The sequence below is a fragment of the Leucothrix mucor DSM 2157 genome (assembly GCF_000419525.1).
GTDB classification, from domain to species: domain Bacteria; phylum Pseudomonadota; class Gammaproteobacteria; order Thiotrichales; family Thiotrichaceae; genus Leucothrix; species Leucothrix mucor.
This window is the reverse complement of sequence record NZ_ATTE01000001.1, coordinates 133,583-150,713: the sequence shown is the minus strand read 5'-3', so window position 1 is coordinate 150,713 and position 17,131 is coordinate 133,583. Positions and strand designations below refer to the sequence as shown.

Here is a 17,131-nt window from a genome sequence, read left to right as displayed (position 1 = left end):
CTAAAAATACTGGCGGCACGCTTTAATATGCCGCCATTTTAAATGATTCATCTGGCGCAGGGCGCGTCATTACGGGGCAAGCACATGCAATTACTTACACTCTTACAACATAGCCCAGTTTTTCTGATGCTGGTTGTTGGGATATTTTCGCTACTGGTCGGCAGCTTTCTAAATGCTGCTATTCATAGAATCCCTATCATGCTACAACGCGAATGGGATGCTGAATGTCTCGCACACGTGAATGAAGACAATCCTGATTACGTACCAGCACAAACTGAGCGATTTAATCTCTTCGTGCCTCGCTCCGCCTGCCCAACGTGCAATCATCAGATTTCTGCACTAGAAAACATTCCAGTCATTAGCTATCTGATGCTTCGTGGTAAGTGTAAAGGCTGCAAAACAGCAATCTCAGCACAGTACCCAATAATCGAAATATTAACCGCATTGCTATCCGTAGGAATAGCTTGGAAATTCGGTTATGGCTGGCAAATGATGAGTATTCTGGTATTTAGCTGGACATTGATCGCACTAGCCATGATTGACGCTAAAACCATGCTTTTGCCTGACAGTCTAACTCTGCCGCTAATGTGGCTCGGACTGGTAGTCAACTATAACGGTATTATCGTTGACCTACACAGTGCCGTACTAGGCGCTATGGCTGGCTACTTATCGCTATGGGGAGTTTTTCAGTTATTTCGCCTCATCACCGGCAAAGACGGTATGGGCTATGGAGACTTTAAGATTCTAGCGGCGATTGGTGCTTGGGGCGGTTGGCAAATCCTACCCTTCACGATCTTCGCATCTGCCCTACTTGGCGCGGTAATTGGAACGATTGCACTGAAAATGCAACGCAAGAAAAACAGTCACCCTATTCCGTACGGCCCTTGGTTAGCGCTAGCTGGAATGATCGGATTAATCTGGCGCGACGAAATTATTCGGGCAATGGTTGCTTACTTCAGGCTGTAGAGCATTACGGCAATAATAAACCGTGAACTAATAAAAAGGCCGGATCATAAATAATGATCCAGCCTTTTTCGTACTTATCTTTAACTGACGACTAACCAAATAAAATCACGCCTGAGCAGGAATCTCTGGCAAGCTAGTCGTCACATCAGCATTCTGCGCACGATGCCTAAGCAAATGATCCATCAAGGTCAAAGCCATCATTGCCTCACAAATTGGTGTGGCACGAATTCCAACGCAAGGGTCATGACGCCCTTTGGTAATTACTTCCTTTGGCTCTCCATCCAGCCCAACTGTTCTGCCGGGTAAGCGCATACTGGCTGTTGGTTTAAATGCAGTATGTACGATCACATCCTGCCCAGAAGAAATACCACCCAAAATACCACCAGCATGATTACTCAAAAACCCATCCATCGTAATCTCATCACGGTGCTCGGTCCCTTTTTGAGTCACACAGTCAAAACCCGCACCAATCTCAACGCCTTTAGCTGCATTAATACTCATCATGGCCAAAGCTAAGTCTGCATCCAAACGATCAAAAACAGGCTCACCTAAGCCAACAGGCACGCCACTGGCAATCACTGAAATTTTTGCCCCAATGGAATTGCCTTCTTTACGCAAGGCATCCATAAAACTTTCCATTTCTGGTACTTTACTGGCATCCGGACAGAAAAATGGATTCTGCTCAACTTCATTCCAGTCAAAGGCTTCTGCTTTTATCGGGCCGAGTTGAGAAAGGTAGCCACGAATCTTTACTCCATGACGCTCCAGAAGGTATTTTTTGGCTATACTACCTGCCGCAACACGCACTGCGGTTTCACGCGCAGAAGAGCGGCCGCCACCGCGATAATCACGGAAGCCATATTTACGGTAATACGTATAATCCGCATGGCCAGGACGAAAGCGGTCCATAAGTTCGGAGTAATCTTTAGAGCGCTGATCCACATTTTGAATAACCAACGCAATCGGTGCACCGGTGGTTTTCCCCTCAAACACACCCGATAAGATCTGCACCTCATCCGGTTCGCGTCGCTGCGTAGTGTGACGGCTAGTACCCGGACGACGACGATCTAAGTCCCCCTGAATATCCGACTCTGTCAACGCCATTCCCGGCGGGCAACCATCAACAATACAACCAATGGCCAAACCATGACTCTCTCCGAACGAGGTCACTGTGAATAATTTTCCGAAGCTATTTCCAGACATAAAAACTCTGAGTTATAAATTAAATAATGTGAGGGCTATTGCCTACTATTCCGGCCAATCTAGCAGCTGAGCTTTACCACTCTCGACGCCTAATACCGTTTGCTTTTCCAGTACTTTAACAATGGCATCATTCACCAGCTCGCCACGCCAATCTTCAGATAAAGTAGTCCGCCCTTCTTCCAGCATATCGACAACTTGTTTTTTACTGGTAATGGCTGATGGCGTAATATCGTGACGCTCGGCTTCTAAACGAATCACCAGCATCAATAGTTCAGCCAATGCATCGTTCTCTGGCGTTGGTTTCTTACGGCGCTTCATCTGAGGCCATTCTGCTTCCGGCAATTCTAAGCCTGCTGCCATGCAATCAAACCAAGGCTGGGCATACTTTTTAGCCTGATCCGCATTAACGCCTCTAATGGCTTGAATACCATCCACATCAGAAGGTTGAATACGCGCTAAATCAACTAAGACTTCATCACCAATAATCCAACGGCGCGGACGATTACGCTTGGCGGCTTCTTCTTCACGCCAAGCCGCTAGTTCACGTAATACAGACAGTTGACGACGGTTTAAATTCTGCAGTCCTTTCACTTTCTGCCAACGGGTGCGGGCATTAAGTTGATAGGTTTCAGAATTAGTCAGGCGATCAAAATCACGCTTTGGCCATTTCAGACGACCACCTTTTTCAAGCATTGAGAGAATCGTTGGGTAGAGTTGCTGCAAATAGCGCACATCATCAATCGCATATTCGAGCTGCGCCTGACTCAAAGGTCGACGCGACCAATCGGTGCGCGACTCGGCTTTAGCCAAACTCACACCAAGCACTTGCTCCACCAACCCTGCATAACCAATCTGATCGCCAATGCCTAAAATAGACGCGGCAGGCTGCGTATCAAAAATTGGGGATGGTACTTGCCCGCTGCCATAATACAGAATCTCCAGATCCTGCTGTGCGGCATGAAATACCTTGATCACATTAGGATCGTGAAATACTTCGTACAGCTCTGATAAATCGGTCAAGGCAATCGGGTCGATGCACGCCATATCATCGCCAGCTGCAATTTGAATCAGGCACAGCTGCGGATAATAAGTACGCTCACGAATAAACTCAGTGTCGATCACAATCCAAGGCTGATTACGGATACGGGAAACAAACTCAGTCAGAGCCTGTGGATTGTCTATATATTGATACACTCAGACCTCACCATTTAAATATGGGTGGCAACATTGCCGATAGGCTGAGAATATTAACACAGGTGCTGAGACTTACGTGAATACTGACATTCACTGAACGTATTACAGGCATAAAAAAAGCCAGACCTAAAATGGGTCTGGCTCAAGGTCTCACATCAAGGGGGGCACCTTGATGTGAAATGAGCTCTGTGAGCTCTCGGGGCTAACAACAAAAAAACAGCTTATCGACAAACAATGGTTCTCACAGTGCCATTTTGCTAGTGTGTAGAAATTAAGTTCATCAATTGAATACGGGTTAAATACGCTAGGGGGAAGCGCTAATCATTAGTTCATTCTCGTTATTTAGTATTTTTTATTATATCCGACCAGTGGTTTGAACTTTTTCCATCGGGCCAGTTAGGTAACTATCCCACACTCTCTGCGCTATTAATATTCGAAAACGATAAAACGATCATAAATTCGACTAGTGGCAGTTATCAGAGCTTAACAAAGGCTTTTTTATAAGCTACCTACTAAAAAAACGCTATCTATCTGTCATCCATACAGAAAATGACTCAGGCAAGGCCTGAACATCACCATTAGCGCTCCAACCATTTTCAGCAATTAATTCAGACAAATGACTAAATCGCGCCTCGCTAACCGGATGAGTGGAGAAAAAAGCGGGAGGATTTACGGGATTAGCATCACTAATTGATTCCAATACCCGATACAAGTCCAGAGCACCACCAAGGTGGCCATAAATGCGCTGCACAGCGAGCAAGCCTGCTTCATCGGCCTTGTTTTCCATGCTGCGGCTAAACTGGAGCTGTGTGAGTAAGCCTGCGCTACCCAATATTCCCGAAGCCCCCGTATCACCGAGCACCACCATCAAGCCCACAGATATTGCTGCGTTCTGACCGACAGACACAATCGGGTCACGGTGCAGAACATGAGCGGCCTCATGAGCAATCAACATCGCCAGAGCATTTTCATTGAGTAGCTTTTCAAGCAGGCCACGGTATAAAAACACATTACCACCCAAGGTCGCAAAGGCATTATCAACACCCTCATCGACATAATGAACTGTAATTTTCATACCGGACGGTAACTCCATCGAGCGCCCGACCTGATCCGCTAATTGCTGCAAATAGCGCTCTATTGGAGTAAACGCAGCCACCGGCTCTGCATATTGCTCAGCCAACCGTAACTCTTGTGAATAAGGGATTTTAGCGGCCAGATATGCCCCCGTCATTCCCATCAACCAAGCGCCTAATACCAACAACACCAATAAACCACCCAACAGCACCGCAAGATTTTTCAGCGGATGCGTTGAGGTGGTATTGATTCCCTCTGGAATTTCCGGGTTTTCATACTCCATGGTTACTAGCCTTCGGAATCATTGCAGTGCCATAAGCCAACACCTCAACCGAGCCAATTCCATTGCCGCTACCTTTATAAATAGAAGCTGTTTCATACTTCACATTGAGTACTAAAGGAGACTTCAGCGCCGCCGCTTCAGCTTTCATTCTTAGAATAGCTTCACGTCGAGCCCGATCCAACAAACTCTCATAAGAAGTAATACGACCGCCAAAAATATTATGCAGGGTTGCCAAGAATCGTTTGAAATAATCTACCGATACGGTGACATTGCCCGTCACCAAGCGTTGCGTATACTCCGCGCCATCATCCGGCAATTGACGACTCGCCACCGCAACCACATTTCGATACTGCGCTTCTCGCTGGATAATCGAACGATAATGCCGCCGCTCAAGGTAGCTACCAATTAAATAGCCTGCGACCATGAGTACCAGAAAAATAATAATCTGAAAAATCATGGCGCTTACTCCAGAATGACAGCCGTCCCGTAGACGTAGATTTCTGCGGCACCTTGTGCCACGCTTGAGGTCGAAAAGCGTACATTCAACACTGCATTCGCACCCACCGCAGTCGCTTGGGCCGTTAAACGCTCCATTGCCTCTTCACGCGATTCAGACAGTAATTCGGTATAGCCAACCAGCTCACCACCAAACAGGTTTTTAATGCTGGCCATAATATCGCGCCCCACATGCTTAGCACGCACCGAGCTCCCCTGCACCAGCCCCAGATGTTTAACCACCCGACGATCCGGAATCACTTCTAGATTAGATATCAACATGAACTCACTTCCCGGCCGCTTGGCCATTAACGTTGTGATGAGGTTTTGTAGCTTTTCTCCAGCCCTGCTCGCGCTTGATTAAGATCCTGATAGAGCTCTGGCAGTTTATTTTTAATCATCTGATTTAATCGAACAATCTGATTATCGTGCTTATTCACGCCCATAATCACCGCTAAATACTCCGCTTGGATGGCATGCAATAACTGATCCCGATAATAAATACCCTGATTCTCAAATTGTAGCCAATCTTGCATGATTTTATTAAGCGTTGGTTGCAGGTCGACATTTTCCAGTGAAAAGTTTCTGACTTCGCGTCGGCGCTGAGCCGCCACTACAATTTGCCGATCAATGCCATCAAAGGTATCCGCCAAGGCCGAATCGGTTTTTCGCAGGTAATCGCTGAGTACTTCGGTCGTCTTCACCGAAAACACAGAGCGCACTACTTTGCCGCCGGAGGCCATGCTGGCATTTTTACCGCGCCGTAAGCGACTGAGATTTTTTAACTGGTAACGAACATTATCCAGCATGGTGGCATTCACCTTAAGCTGGCTATCTTCATACAGACTCAAGCGATCGCTGATGATTTTTTCATAATCAACCGCCACACGATTAAACTCATCAGTAATGTAATCTTTATCAGCAGTTTCATGCTGAATTCTGGCTAAACGCACTTCGCGATCTATTTTTATTTTAAGCTGCGATAAGTCTCGTCGCTCTTGCTGCCACGCTTTATAGGCACGCTGTAAGCGCCCTGCTTGCTGTGGATGCAGGCTGCGCATATTCACGATTTGCTCTTGTAGCTTATTGAGCTGGACCACTTGATGCTCTAGGCGTTGCTGTGCAGTAGCCAATGGCGGATAAATACGCTCAACAAATAATTCTTCATTGCTTTTGGAACGCTCACCGGGCGCTCGATACTCCCCAATCCAGCCATTAAAAAATACAAACAGCATGGCTGTCAGGAATAACAGTACAAAAGTAAGGATGAATAAGCGCTCGGATGGGATATCAGTACTGCGCCGAATGCTGCGCATCAGGCGAAAAATACCCAATACGACCCGTACGGTTGTCACCAGCAATAAACCGTACAAAAAGTCGCCTAACATATCAAAACCTTAACTGGGATTAGAACTATAAAATCTGACCGGTAGCGAGTCGCTTTGTTCAGTCCGGAGAATTAAGTTTTTGATACAAGGTGGACACTTCACGACTGGTTGATCGCAATAAGCTATCGATACTCAAGACGATACTCTCCAGCAAATTGGCACCAACAAAGGGGTGCTCAATACACAAGCGCTTGTACATCGGGCGGGTAATGCCCAGCAAAGTAGCGCCATTCGCCGAGCCACGCAAGCGAATAGTACGAGGTTCGCGATCAAAAAATGACATATGCCCAGTGAATGTTCCGGCCCCTAAGCGCCCAATTTCAATCTCTTTACCCATCTCATCCCGAAATAAAACGATCTCACCGCTGGTGATTAAGAAAAACTCATCACTAATCGTACCGACTTCACACAGTATGGCTTCTGCCTCAATTTCCCGATAGCGGGTAAAGGCGACAAATATTTCAATTTCATCACGTGTTAGTGCTTCACAGAACTTTGGGCTAGTCGCGCTGATGGTGTTCGCGAGTTCTTGTTTATTAGGCCCCATAGGAGATATCCGATTAACTGCATTGGTGATTAGTATTATACGTCATCAGCAAAAAAGCTATAATGCAGCGTTTATTTCCCGGTTGCGGGCGAAAATAACAGGTAATTTTAGAATGAGTATCAGTAACGAAGCCGTTGAAGCCCTAATCCTGAAAGGAATTGAAGATGCTTCTGTGACCGTCACCGGTGATGGTTATAAGTATGAAACCACTGTAATTAGTAATGCTTTTGCCAACCTGAGCAAAGTAAAGCGCCATCAGCTGGTGTATTCCTCGGTTAATGAGGCGATCACTTCCGGTGAGCTGCACGCCTTAACCATTACTGCATTGACCCCAGAGGAAGTCGCTTGAGTCAGGAGTCACGTATAGACCAACGCTACCAAGCCACTCAAAAAGCGACGCTGGTTGGCGTTGGCGTTAATATCATACTGGCACTCTCCCAGCTGATTGGGGGCTTCATTACCCAATCGCAGGCCTTGGTAGCGGATGGTTTTCACACGCTGTCCGATCTGGTCACTGACTTTGTCGTATTAATCGCCGCCAAAATGGCCAGCAAAGACCCTGATGATGACCACCCTTACGGCCATGAGCGGATTGAAACCATTGCTACCGTAGTACTTGGGCTGGCTTTGGGTGGTGTTGGTATTGGCATTGCGCTCAATGCCGTTGATCGACTGCAAAACCCGGAACGCTTATTGCAACCCGGTGTTTGGGCGATCGCGCTAGCGGTACTTGGTGTCGTCTGTAAAGAAGGCCTGTACCGTTACACCTACAAGCTTGGTAAAAAATACAACTCAAGCCTGCTAAAAGCTAATGCCATTCACCATCGCAGCGATGCTATTTCATCCGTGATGGTGGCTATTGGTGTTTCTGCCAGCGTGATTTTCTCAATTCCTTGGTTAGATGCACTGGCTGCTATCGCAGTTGCGGTCATGATCTTCTATATGGGCGCTAAGCTAATTCTGGATAGCGCCATGGAATTAGTGGATACCGCATGGGAAAGCGACAAGGTTGAGGAAATGCTGACTTTGATTCGTGGTATTTCCGGCGTGCAAAGCGCTCACATGCTCCGCACCCGAAAGATGAGTGCCAATGTGTTAGTCGATGTTCATATCGAAGTATCGCCGCATATCAGTGTTTCCGAAGGTCATCATATTGCTGAGCGGGTAATGGCTAAACTTAAAAAGGCCTATGATGAAGTCAGCGATATCATGGTTCACATTGACCCTGAAGATGATGAAACCGCCGCACCGTCACGCTTTTTGCCCGACCGTAACAATATTATGAAACAGATTCAGCCTGTGCTTGATGAGTGTGGACTTGAGGGCGCGATCAATAATATAGTACTTCACTATCTGGACGGTCAGATTGAAGTGGAACTGGATCTGACCAAGCCCATCGACCAGTCAACCCTAATTCAGCTGACGCAGCAATGCACGGCAATAGAGGGTATTCGCACTGTTCAAGCCAAGCAATGCCTAACAATCGAGAATTAAATTCGTTCAACCCTTATTCGTTTAACCCTTAAAGGAGTATGTTCATGTCTGCACAAGATGTAATGCAAATGATCGAAGACAACGGAGCTAAATACGTTGACCTTCGTTTCACTGATACAAAAGGTAAAGAACAGCACGTCACCATGCCTGTTAGCGAAGTTGATGAAGATATTTTCGAAGAAGGCAAAATGTTTGATGGCTCGTCCATTGAAGGCTGGAAAGGCATTAATGAGTCCGACATGATCCTGATGCCGGATGCCAGCACCGCGGTAATGGACCCTTTCTTCCAAGACCCTACAATTATCATCCGCTGCGATATTATCGAGCCGGACACCATGCAAGGCTATGCTCGCGACCCACGCTCTGTGGCTAAGCGCGCCGAAGCATTCCTGATTTCAACCGGCATTGCGGATACTGCATTCTTTGGCCCTGAGCCAGAGTTCTTCGTATTTGATGACATTCGCTGGGAAGACAGCACTAAAGGTTGCTTCTACGAAATTGACTCTGAAGAAGCGGCTTGGAACTCAGGCAAGAAAATGGATGGCGGCAACACTGGTCACCGTCCGGGCGTTAAAGGTGGTTATTTCCCAGTACCTCCAGTGGATTCACTGCAAGATATGCGTTCTACCATGTGTGAAGTCATGGAAGAAATGGGCGTAGCGGTTGAAGTACATCACCACGAAGTAGGAACTGCAGGCCAATGTGAGATTGGAACGCGTTTTGATACGCTGGTAAAGCGTGCTGACCAAAACCAAGCACTGAAATACGTGGTTCATAACGTTGCTCACCAGTACGGCAAAACAGCGACATTCATGCCTAAGCCAATCGTTGGTGACAACGGTAGCGGTATGCACGTTCACATGTCTTTAGCGAAAGACGGCGAGAACTTGTTCACCGGTAACGAATACGGCGGACTGAGTGAAATGGCGCTGTACTACATTGGCGGTATCATCAAGCACGCTCGTGCATTGAATGCCTTTGCTAATGCGTCAACTAATAGCTACAAGCGTTTGGTTCCAGGCTTCGAAGCACCCGTTATGTTGGCTTACTCAGCACGTAACCGCTCTGCATCAATCCGTATTCCATTCGTTAGCAACCCTAAAGGTCGCCGTATCGAAGTCCGTTTTGGTGATCCAACAGCGAACTCCTACCTGATGTTTGCTTCTTACCTGATGGCTGGTCTTGATGGTATCAAGAACAAGATCCACCCAGGCGAAGCAATGGATAAGGATCTGTACGATCTGCCAGCAGAAGAAGCAAAAGCAATCCCAACAGTTGCTCACTCTCTGGATATGGCGCTGGATGCATTGGATGCTGACCGTGCCTTCCTGACTGAAGGTGGCGTGTTCACTGATGACATGATCGATGCTTACATCAAACTGAAAATGGAAGATGTAACTCGCTCACGTATGGCTGTACACCCTGTTGAGTTTGACATGTACTACAGCTGCTAATCGCAGAACCTGATCGACTCAGTCGGCACGCCAGATCACGGCGTGCCGGCTCTAACTTACTGGAACACTATGAAAAGTTTTGGCTCTGTTTTACTGATCGTCAGTATCGCGCTGGCATTACTCACGGTGGTGGGACTCATTCGCCCCAGTATTGTGATGCAAAAAGACCGCAAGTCAGTTCTGGCTTACTACACCTACCCTGCTGTATTCACTTTCCTGATCGGCAATTACTTGCTCAACTGAGCCAGTCCTCACACCACCTAAACTACCAATTGTCGGATTCCTCTGTTTCGGCAAGCTTACATCCACACGCCTGTCGGATGATCATTCCAAAAACCAGTAACGACCTCTAGAATCTGATAAGCAACTACCGGATATTCCGCTCCAATCAATAATAAACATAAACTGGATGTTTCTGAGATGATCAAGACTTTTACTGTCGATAAAATCGAACAACAAATCATTTCACCCAAAAAAGGCATGTTGACCTACCATATTACGGATGAAACGGGCTATTCGCGTACCGTCTCGGGCATGACATTATTGGATGTAAATCAAAATATTAAATCGATCAATCCGATTCATAAGCGTGAATTACCGTTGATTGACACCTTGTCGCACCTGAAAGAGCAAGAGCGCTTCAGCCTCGACTTTAGTGCTTACAATAAATACTTCAATCGCGAAACCAACAAAACCATTAATCAGGAAGCTTACGAGAACGTGATGATGATGAGTCACGAGCCTGAGGAAAGCCCGATGCTGGCACGGATAATGATCATTGCCTCCGGTCTGGCACTCATGTTGTTTGGCATCTTTATGCTGATAATGAATCTGGGTTAACCGCAAAGTAGATTACTATCTCTGACAAGCTGCGCTAAAATACCCCTCAAAGCACTCAGCTTTACAGAGGAAGTCAGTGATGCAACAACAAAAATCTTCTAGCAATGATATCTTATCGCAGAGCCCCTATTTTGCGGCGCAACTAGAACGCCACCCAGACTGGCTTGAGGCAATTCGCAATAGCCAGCCTTATGCCGCAGGTGAGCTACGCGCCAATATTCTCGCCAAAACCCAAGACCTAAGCACCGAACCTGAGTTGCTACAGCAGATACGCCTGATTAGAAATCAGGAAATGTGCCGGATTGCCTGGCGTGATCTGAATAATATTGCCCCTCTGAACGAAACCTTTGATGATACCAGTGAGCTAGCCGGTGGCTTGATCGATGCTGCTTTGGGCTGGTGGTATGCCGAACTCAGCAAACGCCATGGAACACCGCTCGATAAAGCTGGCAATCCCGTTCAACTCTCTGTTATTGGCATGGGTAAGCTAGGTGGTGGCGAATTAAACTTCTCTTCTGATATCGACCTTATTTTTGCATTTTCTGAAGATGGTGAAACCCCCGGCCCCCGTAAGCTCGATCACCAAACCTTTTTTATTCGCCTCGGACAAAAACTGATTGCTGCCTTACATGAAACCACAGTAGATGGTATCGCTTACCGTGTGGATATGCGATTGCGCCCGTTTGGAGACTCTGGTGCCTTAGCCCTGAGCTTTGGCGCGATTGAATATTATTACCAAGCTCATGGCCGGGAATGGGAGCGTTATGCACTCATTAAAGCACGCCCCGTTGCCGGTAATATTGAGCAAGGCGAAGCCCTACTCCGCGAGTTACGACCTTTTATTTACCGACGCTATCTGGACTATGGCGCAATTGAACAGTTGCGCGACATGAAAGCCATGATTGACGCCGAGGCACGCCGTAAACACAGCGTAGGTGATGTTAAGTTAGGGCCTGGCGGCATTCGGGAGATTGAGTTTTGTGCACAGGTTTTTCAGTTGATGCGTGGAGGACACATTCCCGCATTACAACAACGCTCGCTACAACCCACCCTGGAAAAGCTCGCCAGCCTTGAGCTACTCAGCGCTGATGATACGCAGACACTTCAATCAGCCTATGTATTTTTGCGTCGAACTGAAAATCGAATTCAGATGTGGAAAGACCAACAGACTCACACCCTACCCCAAGACAGTGAGCAGCAGCTGCAACTTGCCAAATCCATGCAATTTGATAACTGGCCAGACTTCTTAACCGAACTCAATCGGCACCAGCAAGCAGTTCGACAACAGTTTTCGGAGATATTTCAAGGTCAGGAAGACTCTGTACCTGCGGAAGTTAGTGCTCAAATTTGGCAAGGTATTGCCGATGATACTGAAGCACACAGCCATCTTGAGAGCCTTGGCTTTACGGATGTAAAAACTGCGATTGAGCAACTACAAGCCCTGCGAGCGAGTAGACTTTATAGCAAGCTCACTGAACTCTCCCAACAGCGACTTAACCGCTTAGTCCCTCGTTTGATTGATGCCTGCCAACAAGTTGAATCGCCGAATGTGGCTCTGGAACGGGCGCTCGACTTTGTACAAATAATTGCTGGTCGCTCAGGCTATCTCAGCATGCTTAGCTCTCAGCCCCAAGCATTGGACCAGCTGATTAAGCTACTGCATGGCAGCCACTGGATTGCAACACAACTATCCCAACAGCCATCACTGCTTGATGAGCTATTAACTCCGGAAGAACTGTATAAACCACTGTACCGCGATGCCCTGCAAGCGGAACTTAGTAACGAACTTAAGCGCGTAGATAGCTTGGACATTGAGTCTGTCATGGAACGCCTGCGCTACTTTAAACAAGCTCAGGTATTGCGAGTTGCGGCAGTGGATGTGATGAAAGTTCTGCCCTTGATGAAAGTCTCCGATCAGCTCAGCTGGATTGCGGAAAGTATTCTGGAATGCAGCTTTCAAGTGGCTTGGCACATGCTGGTGGACAAACATGGTGAACCCGGTTACCAAGCCGAAAATGGTGATCGACAGATAGCCAAATTCTGCATCGTAGCCTATGGGAAGCTGGGTGGCCTAGAGCTGAGTTATGGCTCTGACCTGGATATCGTCTTCCTGCATGATAGTCACGGTAAGCAGCAACAAACTGATGGCAAAAAGCCGATCTCAAATGAAGTATTCTTTGCACGACTAGCCCAACGCATCGTGCACATACTCTCTACCTTTACACCTAGCGGTCGCTTGTATGAAATTGATACCCGCCTCCGACCTAACGGTCACTCTGGATTGTTAGTGAGTAGTATTGAATCTTTTGAGCAATATCAGCAAGAAAGTGCCTGGCCATGGGAGCATCAAGCGTTACTAAGAGCCCGTGCGGTTGCTGGTGATGAAGAGCTGATAAGCGACTTTGAAGCACTGAGGCATCGCATTATTCAGCGACCACGCGAGCCTGAGGCTTTGATGGAAGCGGTATTATTGATGCGTGAGAAAATGTGGTCTAGCTACACCCACTCTCAAGCAAATGGTCTTCACTTGAAAAAAGACCCCGGCGGCATTACCGACATTGAGTTTATCGTTCAGTACTTGATATTGGCACACGCCCATCAATATCCGTCATTGAGCACTTACTCCGACAATGTCCGACTGCTGGAATGCCTGAGTCAGCACCAAATAATCAGCCAAGAGACAGCTCAGGAGCTAACGGTTATTTATTGCGGATTTCGCGATAAGCTACACCAACAGATCTTGCAGAATGGCAACTCTCAGACTCAAGATACTGAATACCTGACTTATAGTGAACAGGTTCGTGAGATATGGCAGGAAGTGTTCAAAACACCATCTGTCGCAGAGGTTATCGAGGAGCGTGGAATACGCTAACTGCTTGAATTTTAGACTACTGGCCTCAGACCAGCGGTATACGTTTATCAGGCCATGTACTATGATAGGAAGCAATTAGCCCACACCGGATGCTCCGGGTAAAACAAATAAAACGGAAAGTGCTTAATGGCCTATTTCTCACCCAGTCGTCACTCCGCCGGCCGTCAATCAGGTAAAGCCGTCATCAATTTATTGCTGATGCTGATCACGATTGTGGCTCTCATCGTAGGATATAAGTATTTACAGAAGAACGATCAGCTGAACTTCTCCACCAGTTCAATTATGAATCCGATTAAAAAAATCAACCCATTCAAAGATGACTTTGGTGGCTATGGAGTGCAGGTGATTGCGACCACCAGTCTGGCCGAAGGCAAGCGGGTAATGAACAAGTTTGCACAAGATGGTTACTCCGCATTTATCATTGAAACTTCTCGTCGCGGCAGCCCTTTATACTTAGTTCGCTTAGGCCCATATACGCGTGCCGAGGCGATTGCTGTCAATGATAAAATCAAGCGGCGCTATCAAAAAAGTCCATACGTTCGAGATAGTTTTGTTGCCTATCGCGACGAGTAATTTCGGTTTACACTAGCGCCCATGGAAAATGAAAGCTTTGAATCACTTCGTATCCCCCCTCACTCAATTGAAGCAGAACAGTCCGTTTTAGGCGGCCTGATGCTGGACAATCGTGCTTGGGACCTTATTGCAGACAAGGTATCTGAGGAAGACTTTTATCGACAAGATCACCGACTGATTTTTCGCTCGATTGCTGAGCTGGCCGAAGAAAATAAACCGCTTGATTGGATTACGCTATCTGAGTGGCTCAAGCAGCGTATGGAGCTGGATAATGCGGGTGGTACGGCGTATTTGGGTACACTGGCTAAAGACACTCCTAGTGCGGCGAACATTCGTGCTTACGCCGATATCGTGCGTGAAAAATCGGTTCTGAGACAGCTAATTAGTGTTGGTACCGACATTTCTGATATGGCGTTCAATACGGGTGACCGCGACAGTAAAGCCTTACTTGATGAAGCAGAACAGCGCGTTTTTAAGATTGCAGAACAAGGTAGCCGCCAGCAAACCTTTAAGCCGATCAAACAACTTCTGAAAGATAGTTTGGACCAGATTCAGCGACTTGCTGAAACAGACGGTAGTATCACCGGTACGCCAACCGGCTATAGTGAACTTGATGAGAAAACCTCTGGCCTTAACGCCGGAGATTTGGTGATCGTTGCAGGACGACCTGCGATGGGTAAAACCACTTTCTCAATGAATATCGCTGAGCATGTTGCACTGGAAGGAAAGCCGGTTGTGATTTTCAGTATGGAAATGCCTGCTGAGCAGCTAGTACTTCGTATGTTCGCGTCAAATGGTCGCGTGCCATTGAGTGATATTCGTACGGGTAAAATCCGCGAAGAAGACTGGCCTCGGGTTGCTATGGCGGTTAAAGCCTTTTCTAAAACCAAGCTATTTATTGATGACACGGGTGGACAGTCACCTACCGAAATTCGAGCTAAAACACGTCGCTTGGCACGCGAGCACGGTCAGTTAGGCGTAATCGTAATCGACTACTTGCAGCTAATGCAGACGGGCAACAAAGCCGATAATCGCGCCAGTGAGATCTCTGAAATATCCCGGTCACTGAAAAGTTTAGCTAAAGAGCTTAAGTGCCCTGTCATTGCATTATCGCAGCTTAATCGAAGCTTGGAGCAACGCCCGAACAAGCGCCCCATCATGTCGGATTTGCGTGAATCCGGTGCGATCGAGCAGGATGCGGATATCATTATTTTTGTTTACCGCGATGAAGTGTATGATGAAAATTCGCCGGAAAAAGGCCAAGCTGAAATCATTATCGGTAAGCAACGTAACGGCCCAATTGGTACCGTTCGCCTAACGTTCCACGGTAAATATACACGCTTTGATAATTTTGCACCGGATGTATATGTTCCAAGCTACTAAGACTAAAACCGCGAAATAAAAACTATTTAATTATGATTACATCGGCATTCATTAGAAACTATTTCACTGGGATTTAGTCTATTAATACCAGAATGTTTTCATTTAGTTAACACAAGGAAAAACTATGAATAACGGCATAACAAAAATCATGTTAGTTGCGACATTGGCTTCAGCAACTGCAATTGCGGGCTGCGCAGGGTCTACAATGAGTAACAGCGAGACCACAGCAGTTATCGGTACGATTGCTGGTGCGGTAGCGGGTCATCAGCTAGGCAAAGGAAACGGCAAAACACTAGCGACGATCGTGGGTGCTGGTTTAGGTGGCTATTTAGGTGCAAATCTAGGCCGCAACTTGGATAGCTATGACCAAAACAACATCAACACAAGCTTATCCAATACTCCGGATAATCGTCCAGTTAACTGGAATAACCAGAATACAGGTGCTAACTACACATTCATTCCAACGAACACTTATCAGGGCCAGGTTAATCAACAACCTGCACGCTGCCGTGATTACACAATGCGTGTGATGATGGATGGTGCTCCACAGAACGTACAAGGCCGTGCTTGCCTTGTGAATGGCCAGTGGGTAAATGCTAGCTAATTCTTGATATTTATATCAGATACTGGGTTTGGTTCTTTGTACTAAGCCCGGTTCTTACAGCTTTTAATTAGTCTTCAATCGTTCCGGGCGTATTTCCGGATACCCATCTTGACTCACCATTCAGTAGCTTCTCTTGCTTCCAAAATGGCGCTTTATGCTTTAGGTCTTCCATTAAAAAGCGACAGGCTTCAAACGCCGCTGCACGATGTGCTGACCAAACGGCGACTAAGACAATTGAGTCCGACGGGCGAATAACGCCAACACGGTGTGTTAGCAAAGTATGCTGGATTGGCCAGCGAGACTCCGCTTCATCCACAATGGCCTGCAACTGCTTTTCTGTCATCGCAGGATAATGCTCCAGAACCATCTCTGAAACGTCATCACCCTCATTCATATCCCGCATCGTGCCTACAAAGGTTGCGGTAGCACCATAGTTAGTCAAGCCTTGAAGTTTCTGATTATGAAACTCGCTAATTTGCTGCCATGGGTCAAAGGATTGCTCTTGGATTAAAATCTGTCGCATACCCTATCCCCCAGTAACCTGAGGAAAAAAAGCAACCTCATCACCATCATTAATCAGGGTTTGTAAATCAGCATACTCCTGATTGACCGCAACCAAGCAGGCTTCCGGTCGCTCAATATCAGGATTCACTTGCGACCAGAGAGACTCCACAGTCTGTGGGCTCTCTAGTGCAATTGTTGTCGAGGGATGACCAACCAGCTCACGAAGACTGGCAAAATATAATACTTTGACTGTCATC

19 protein-coding genes are annotated in these 17,131 nt (G+C 46.9%); 10 read left to right on the top strand and 9 right to left on the bottom strand.

Features of this window, described 5'->3' with window-relative positions; all coding sequences use genetic code 11:
- Nucleotides 1-42: 42 nt before the first annotated feature.
- Nucleotides 43-966 (top strand): prepilin peptidase, encoded by a 924-nt coding sequence (locus LEUMU_RS0100720; RefSeq protein WP_022950356.1) that lies wholly within the window; start codon nucleotides 43-45, stop codon nucleotides 964-966.
- A 105-nt stretch (nucleotides 967-1,071) separates the two neighbouring features.
- Here LEUMU_RS0100720 and aroC read toward each other — a convergent pair whose 3' ends face one another.
- From aroC to LEUMU_RS0100685, 7 genes are all read right to left on the bottom strand, one after another.
- The gene (gene aroC, locus LEUMU_RS0100715; RefSeq protein WP_022950355.1) at nucleotides 1,072-2,169 is read right to left on the bottom strand and encodes a chorismate synthase; all 1,098 of its coding nucleotides are present in this window, start codon (nucleotides 2,167-2,169) and stop codon (nucleotides 1,072-1,074) included.
- Between the two features lie 45 nt (nucleotides 2,170-2,214).
- Nucleotides 2,215-3,363 carry a ribonuclease D gene (gene rnd / locus LEUMU_RS0100710; protein ID WP_022950354.1) on the bottom strand — a complete coding sequence of 383 codons (1,149 nt, stop codon included), beginning with the start codon at nucleotides 3,361-3,363 and terminating at the stop codon, nucleotides 2,215-2,217.
- 523 nt (nucleotides 3,364-3,886) lie between these two features.
- Nucleotides 3,887-4,720 (bottom strand): M48 family metallopeptidase, encoded by an 834-nt coding sequence (locus LEUMU_RS0100705; protein WP_022950353.1) that lies wholly within the window; start codon nucleotides 4,718-4,720, stop codon nucleotides 3,887-3,889.
- Nucleotides 4,710-5,177 carry a YbjQ family protein gene (locus LEUMU_RS0100700; RefSeq protein ID WP_022950352.1) on the bottom strand — a complete coding sequence of 156 codons (468 nt, stop codon included), beginning with the start codon at nucleotides 5,175-5,177 and terminating at the stop codon, nucleotides 4,710-4,712. The genes LEUMU_RS0100705 and LEUMU_RS0100700 overlap by 11 nt, the downstream gene beginning before the upstream one ends.
- A gap of 5 nt (nucleotides 5,178-5,182) precedes the next feature.
- On the bottom strand, nucleotides 5,183-5,497 hold the full coding sequence (locus tag LEUMU_RS0100695; RefSeq protein WP_026744370.1) for a YbjQ family protein: 315 nt from the start codon (nucleotides 5,495-5,497) through the stop codon (nucleotides 5,183-5,185).
- A 26-nt stretch (nucleotides 5,498-5,523) separates the two neighbouring features.
- A complete protein-coding gene (locus tag LEUMU_RS0100690; protein WP_022950350.1) occupies nucleotides 5,524-6,603 on the bottom strand; it encodes a hypothetical protein in 1,080 nt (359 codons plus the stop codon).
- A 58-nt stretch (nucleotides 6,604-6,661) separates the two neighbouring features.
- A complete protein-coding gene (locus tag LEUMU_RS0100685) occupies nucleotides 6,662-7,150 on the bottom strand; it encodes a Crp/Fnr family transcriptional regulator (protein WP_022950349.1) in 489 nt (162 codons plus the stop codon).
- A 112-nt stretch (nucleotides 7,151-7,262) separates the two neighbouring features.
- On the opposite strand from LEUMU_RS0100685, the gene LEUMU_RS0100680 reads away from it, so the two are divergent.
- From LEUMU_RS0100680 to LEUMU_RS0100640, 9 genes are all read left to right on the top strand, one after another.
- Nucleotides 7,263-7,499: a BolA family protein gene (locus LEUMU_RS0100680; RefSeq protein WP_022950348.1), complete on the top strand. Its 237-nt coding sequence runs from the start codon at nucleotides 7,263-7,265 to the stop codon at nucleotides 7,497-7,499.
- Nucleotides 7,496-8,644 carry a cation diffusion facilitator family transporter gene (locus LEUMU_RS23990; protein ID WP_022950347.1) on the top strand — a complete coding sequence of 383 codons (1,149 nt, stop codon included), beginning with the start codon at nucleotides 7,496-7,498 and terminating at the stop codon, nucleotides 8,642-8,644. Before LEUMU_RS0100680 ends, LEUMU_RS23990 begins: the two co-directional genes overlap by 4 nt.
- 44 nt (nucleotides 8,645-8,688) lie before the next feature.
- Nucleotides 8,689-10,098: a glutamate--ammonia ligase gene (gene glnA / locus LEUMU_RS0100670; RefSeq protein ID WP_022950346.1), complete on the top strand. Its 1,410-nt coding sequence runs from the start codon at nucleotides 8,689-8,691 to the stop codon at nucleotides 10,096-10,098.
- Nucleotides 10,099-10,167: 69 nt separating this feature from the next.
- Nucleotides 10,168-10,341 (top strand): hypothetical protein, encoded by a 174-nt coding sequence (locus LEUMU_RS28705; RefSeq protein ID WP_022950345.1) that lies wholly within the window; start codon nucleotides 10,168-10,170, stop codon nucleotides 10,339-10,341.
- Nucleotides 10,342-10,518: 177 nt separating this feature from the next.
- Complete coding sequence (locus tag LEUMU_RS0100660; RefSeq protein ID WP_022950344.1) at nucleotides 10,519-10,938, top strand: hypothetical protein; 420 nt, start codon at nucleotides 10,519-10,521, stop codon at nucleotides 10,936-10,938.
- A gap of 79 nt (nucleotides 10,939-11,017) precedes the next feature.
- Nucleotides 11,018-13,810 (top strand): bifunctional [glutamate--ammonia ligase]-adenylyl-L-tyrosine phosphorylase/[glutamate--ammonia-ligase] adenylyltransferase, encoded by a 2,793-nt coding sequence (gene glnE, locus LEUMU_RS23985; RefSeq protein ID WP_022950343.1) that lies wholly within the window; start codon nucleotides 11,018-11,020, stop codon nucleotides 13,808-13,810.
- Between the two features lie 126 nt (nucleotides 13,811-13,936).
- Complete coding sequence (locus LEUMU_RS0100650) at nucleotides 13,937-14,383, top strand: SPOR domain-containing protein (protein ID WP_022950342.1); 447 nt, start codon at nucleotides 13,937-13,939, stop codon at nucleotides 14,381-14,383.
- A gap of 21 nt (nucleotides 14,384-14,404) precedes the next feature.
- Nucleotides 14,405-15,766: a replicative DNA helicase gene (gene dnaB, locus LEUMU_RS0100645; protein WP_022950341.1), complete on the top strand. Its 1,362-nt coding sequence runs from the start codon at nucleotides 14,405-14,407 to the stop codon at nucleotides 15,764-15,766.
- A gap of 124 nt (nucleotides 15,767-15,890) precedes the next feature.
- Nucleotides 15,891-16,370: a glycine zipper 2TM domain-containing protein gene (locus LEUMU_RS0100640; protein WP_022950340.1), complete on the top strand. Its 480-nt coding sequence runs from the start codon at nucleotides 15,891-15,893 to the stop codon at nucleotides 16,368-16,370.
- Nucleotides 16,371-16,437: 67 nt separating this feature from the next.
- On the opposite strand, the gene LEUMU_RS0100635 is transcribed toward LEUMU_RS0100640, so the two are convergent.
- Together LEUMU_RS0100635 and moaD are read right to left on the bottom strand one after the other, a co-directional pair.
- The gene (locus LEUMU_RS0100635; RefSeq protein WP_022950339.1) at nucleotides 16,438-16,893 is read right to left on the bottom strand and encodes a molybdenum cofactor biosynthesis protein MoaE; all 456 of its coding nucleotides are present in this window, start codon (nucleotides 16,891-16,893) and stop codon (nucleotides 16,438-16,440) included.
- A gap of 3 nt (nucleotides 16,894-16,896) precedes the next feature.
- Nucleotides 16,897-17,130 carry a molybdopterin converting factor subunit 1 gene (moaD, locus tag LEUMU_RS0100630; protein ID WP_022950338.1) on the bottom strand — a complete coding sequence of 78 codons (234 nt, stop codon included), beginning with the start codon at nucleotides 17,128-17,130 and terminating at the stop codon, nucleotides 16,897-16,899.
- Between the last annotated feature and the right edge of the window lies 1 nt (nucleotide 17,131).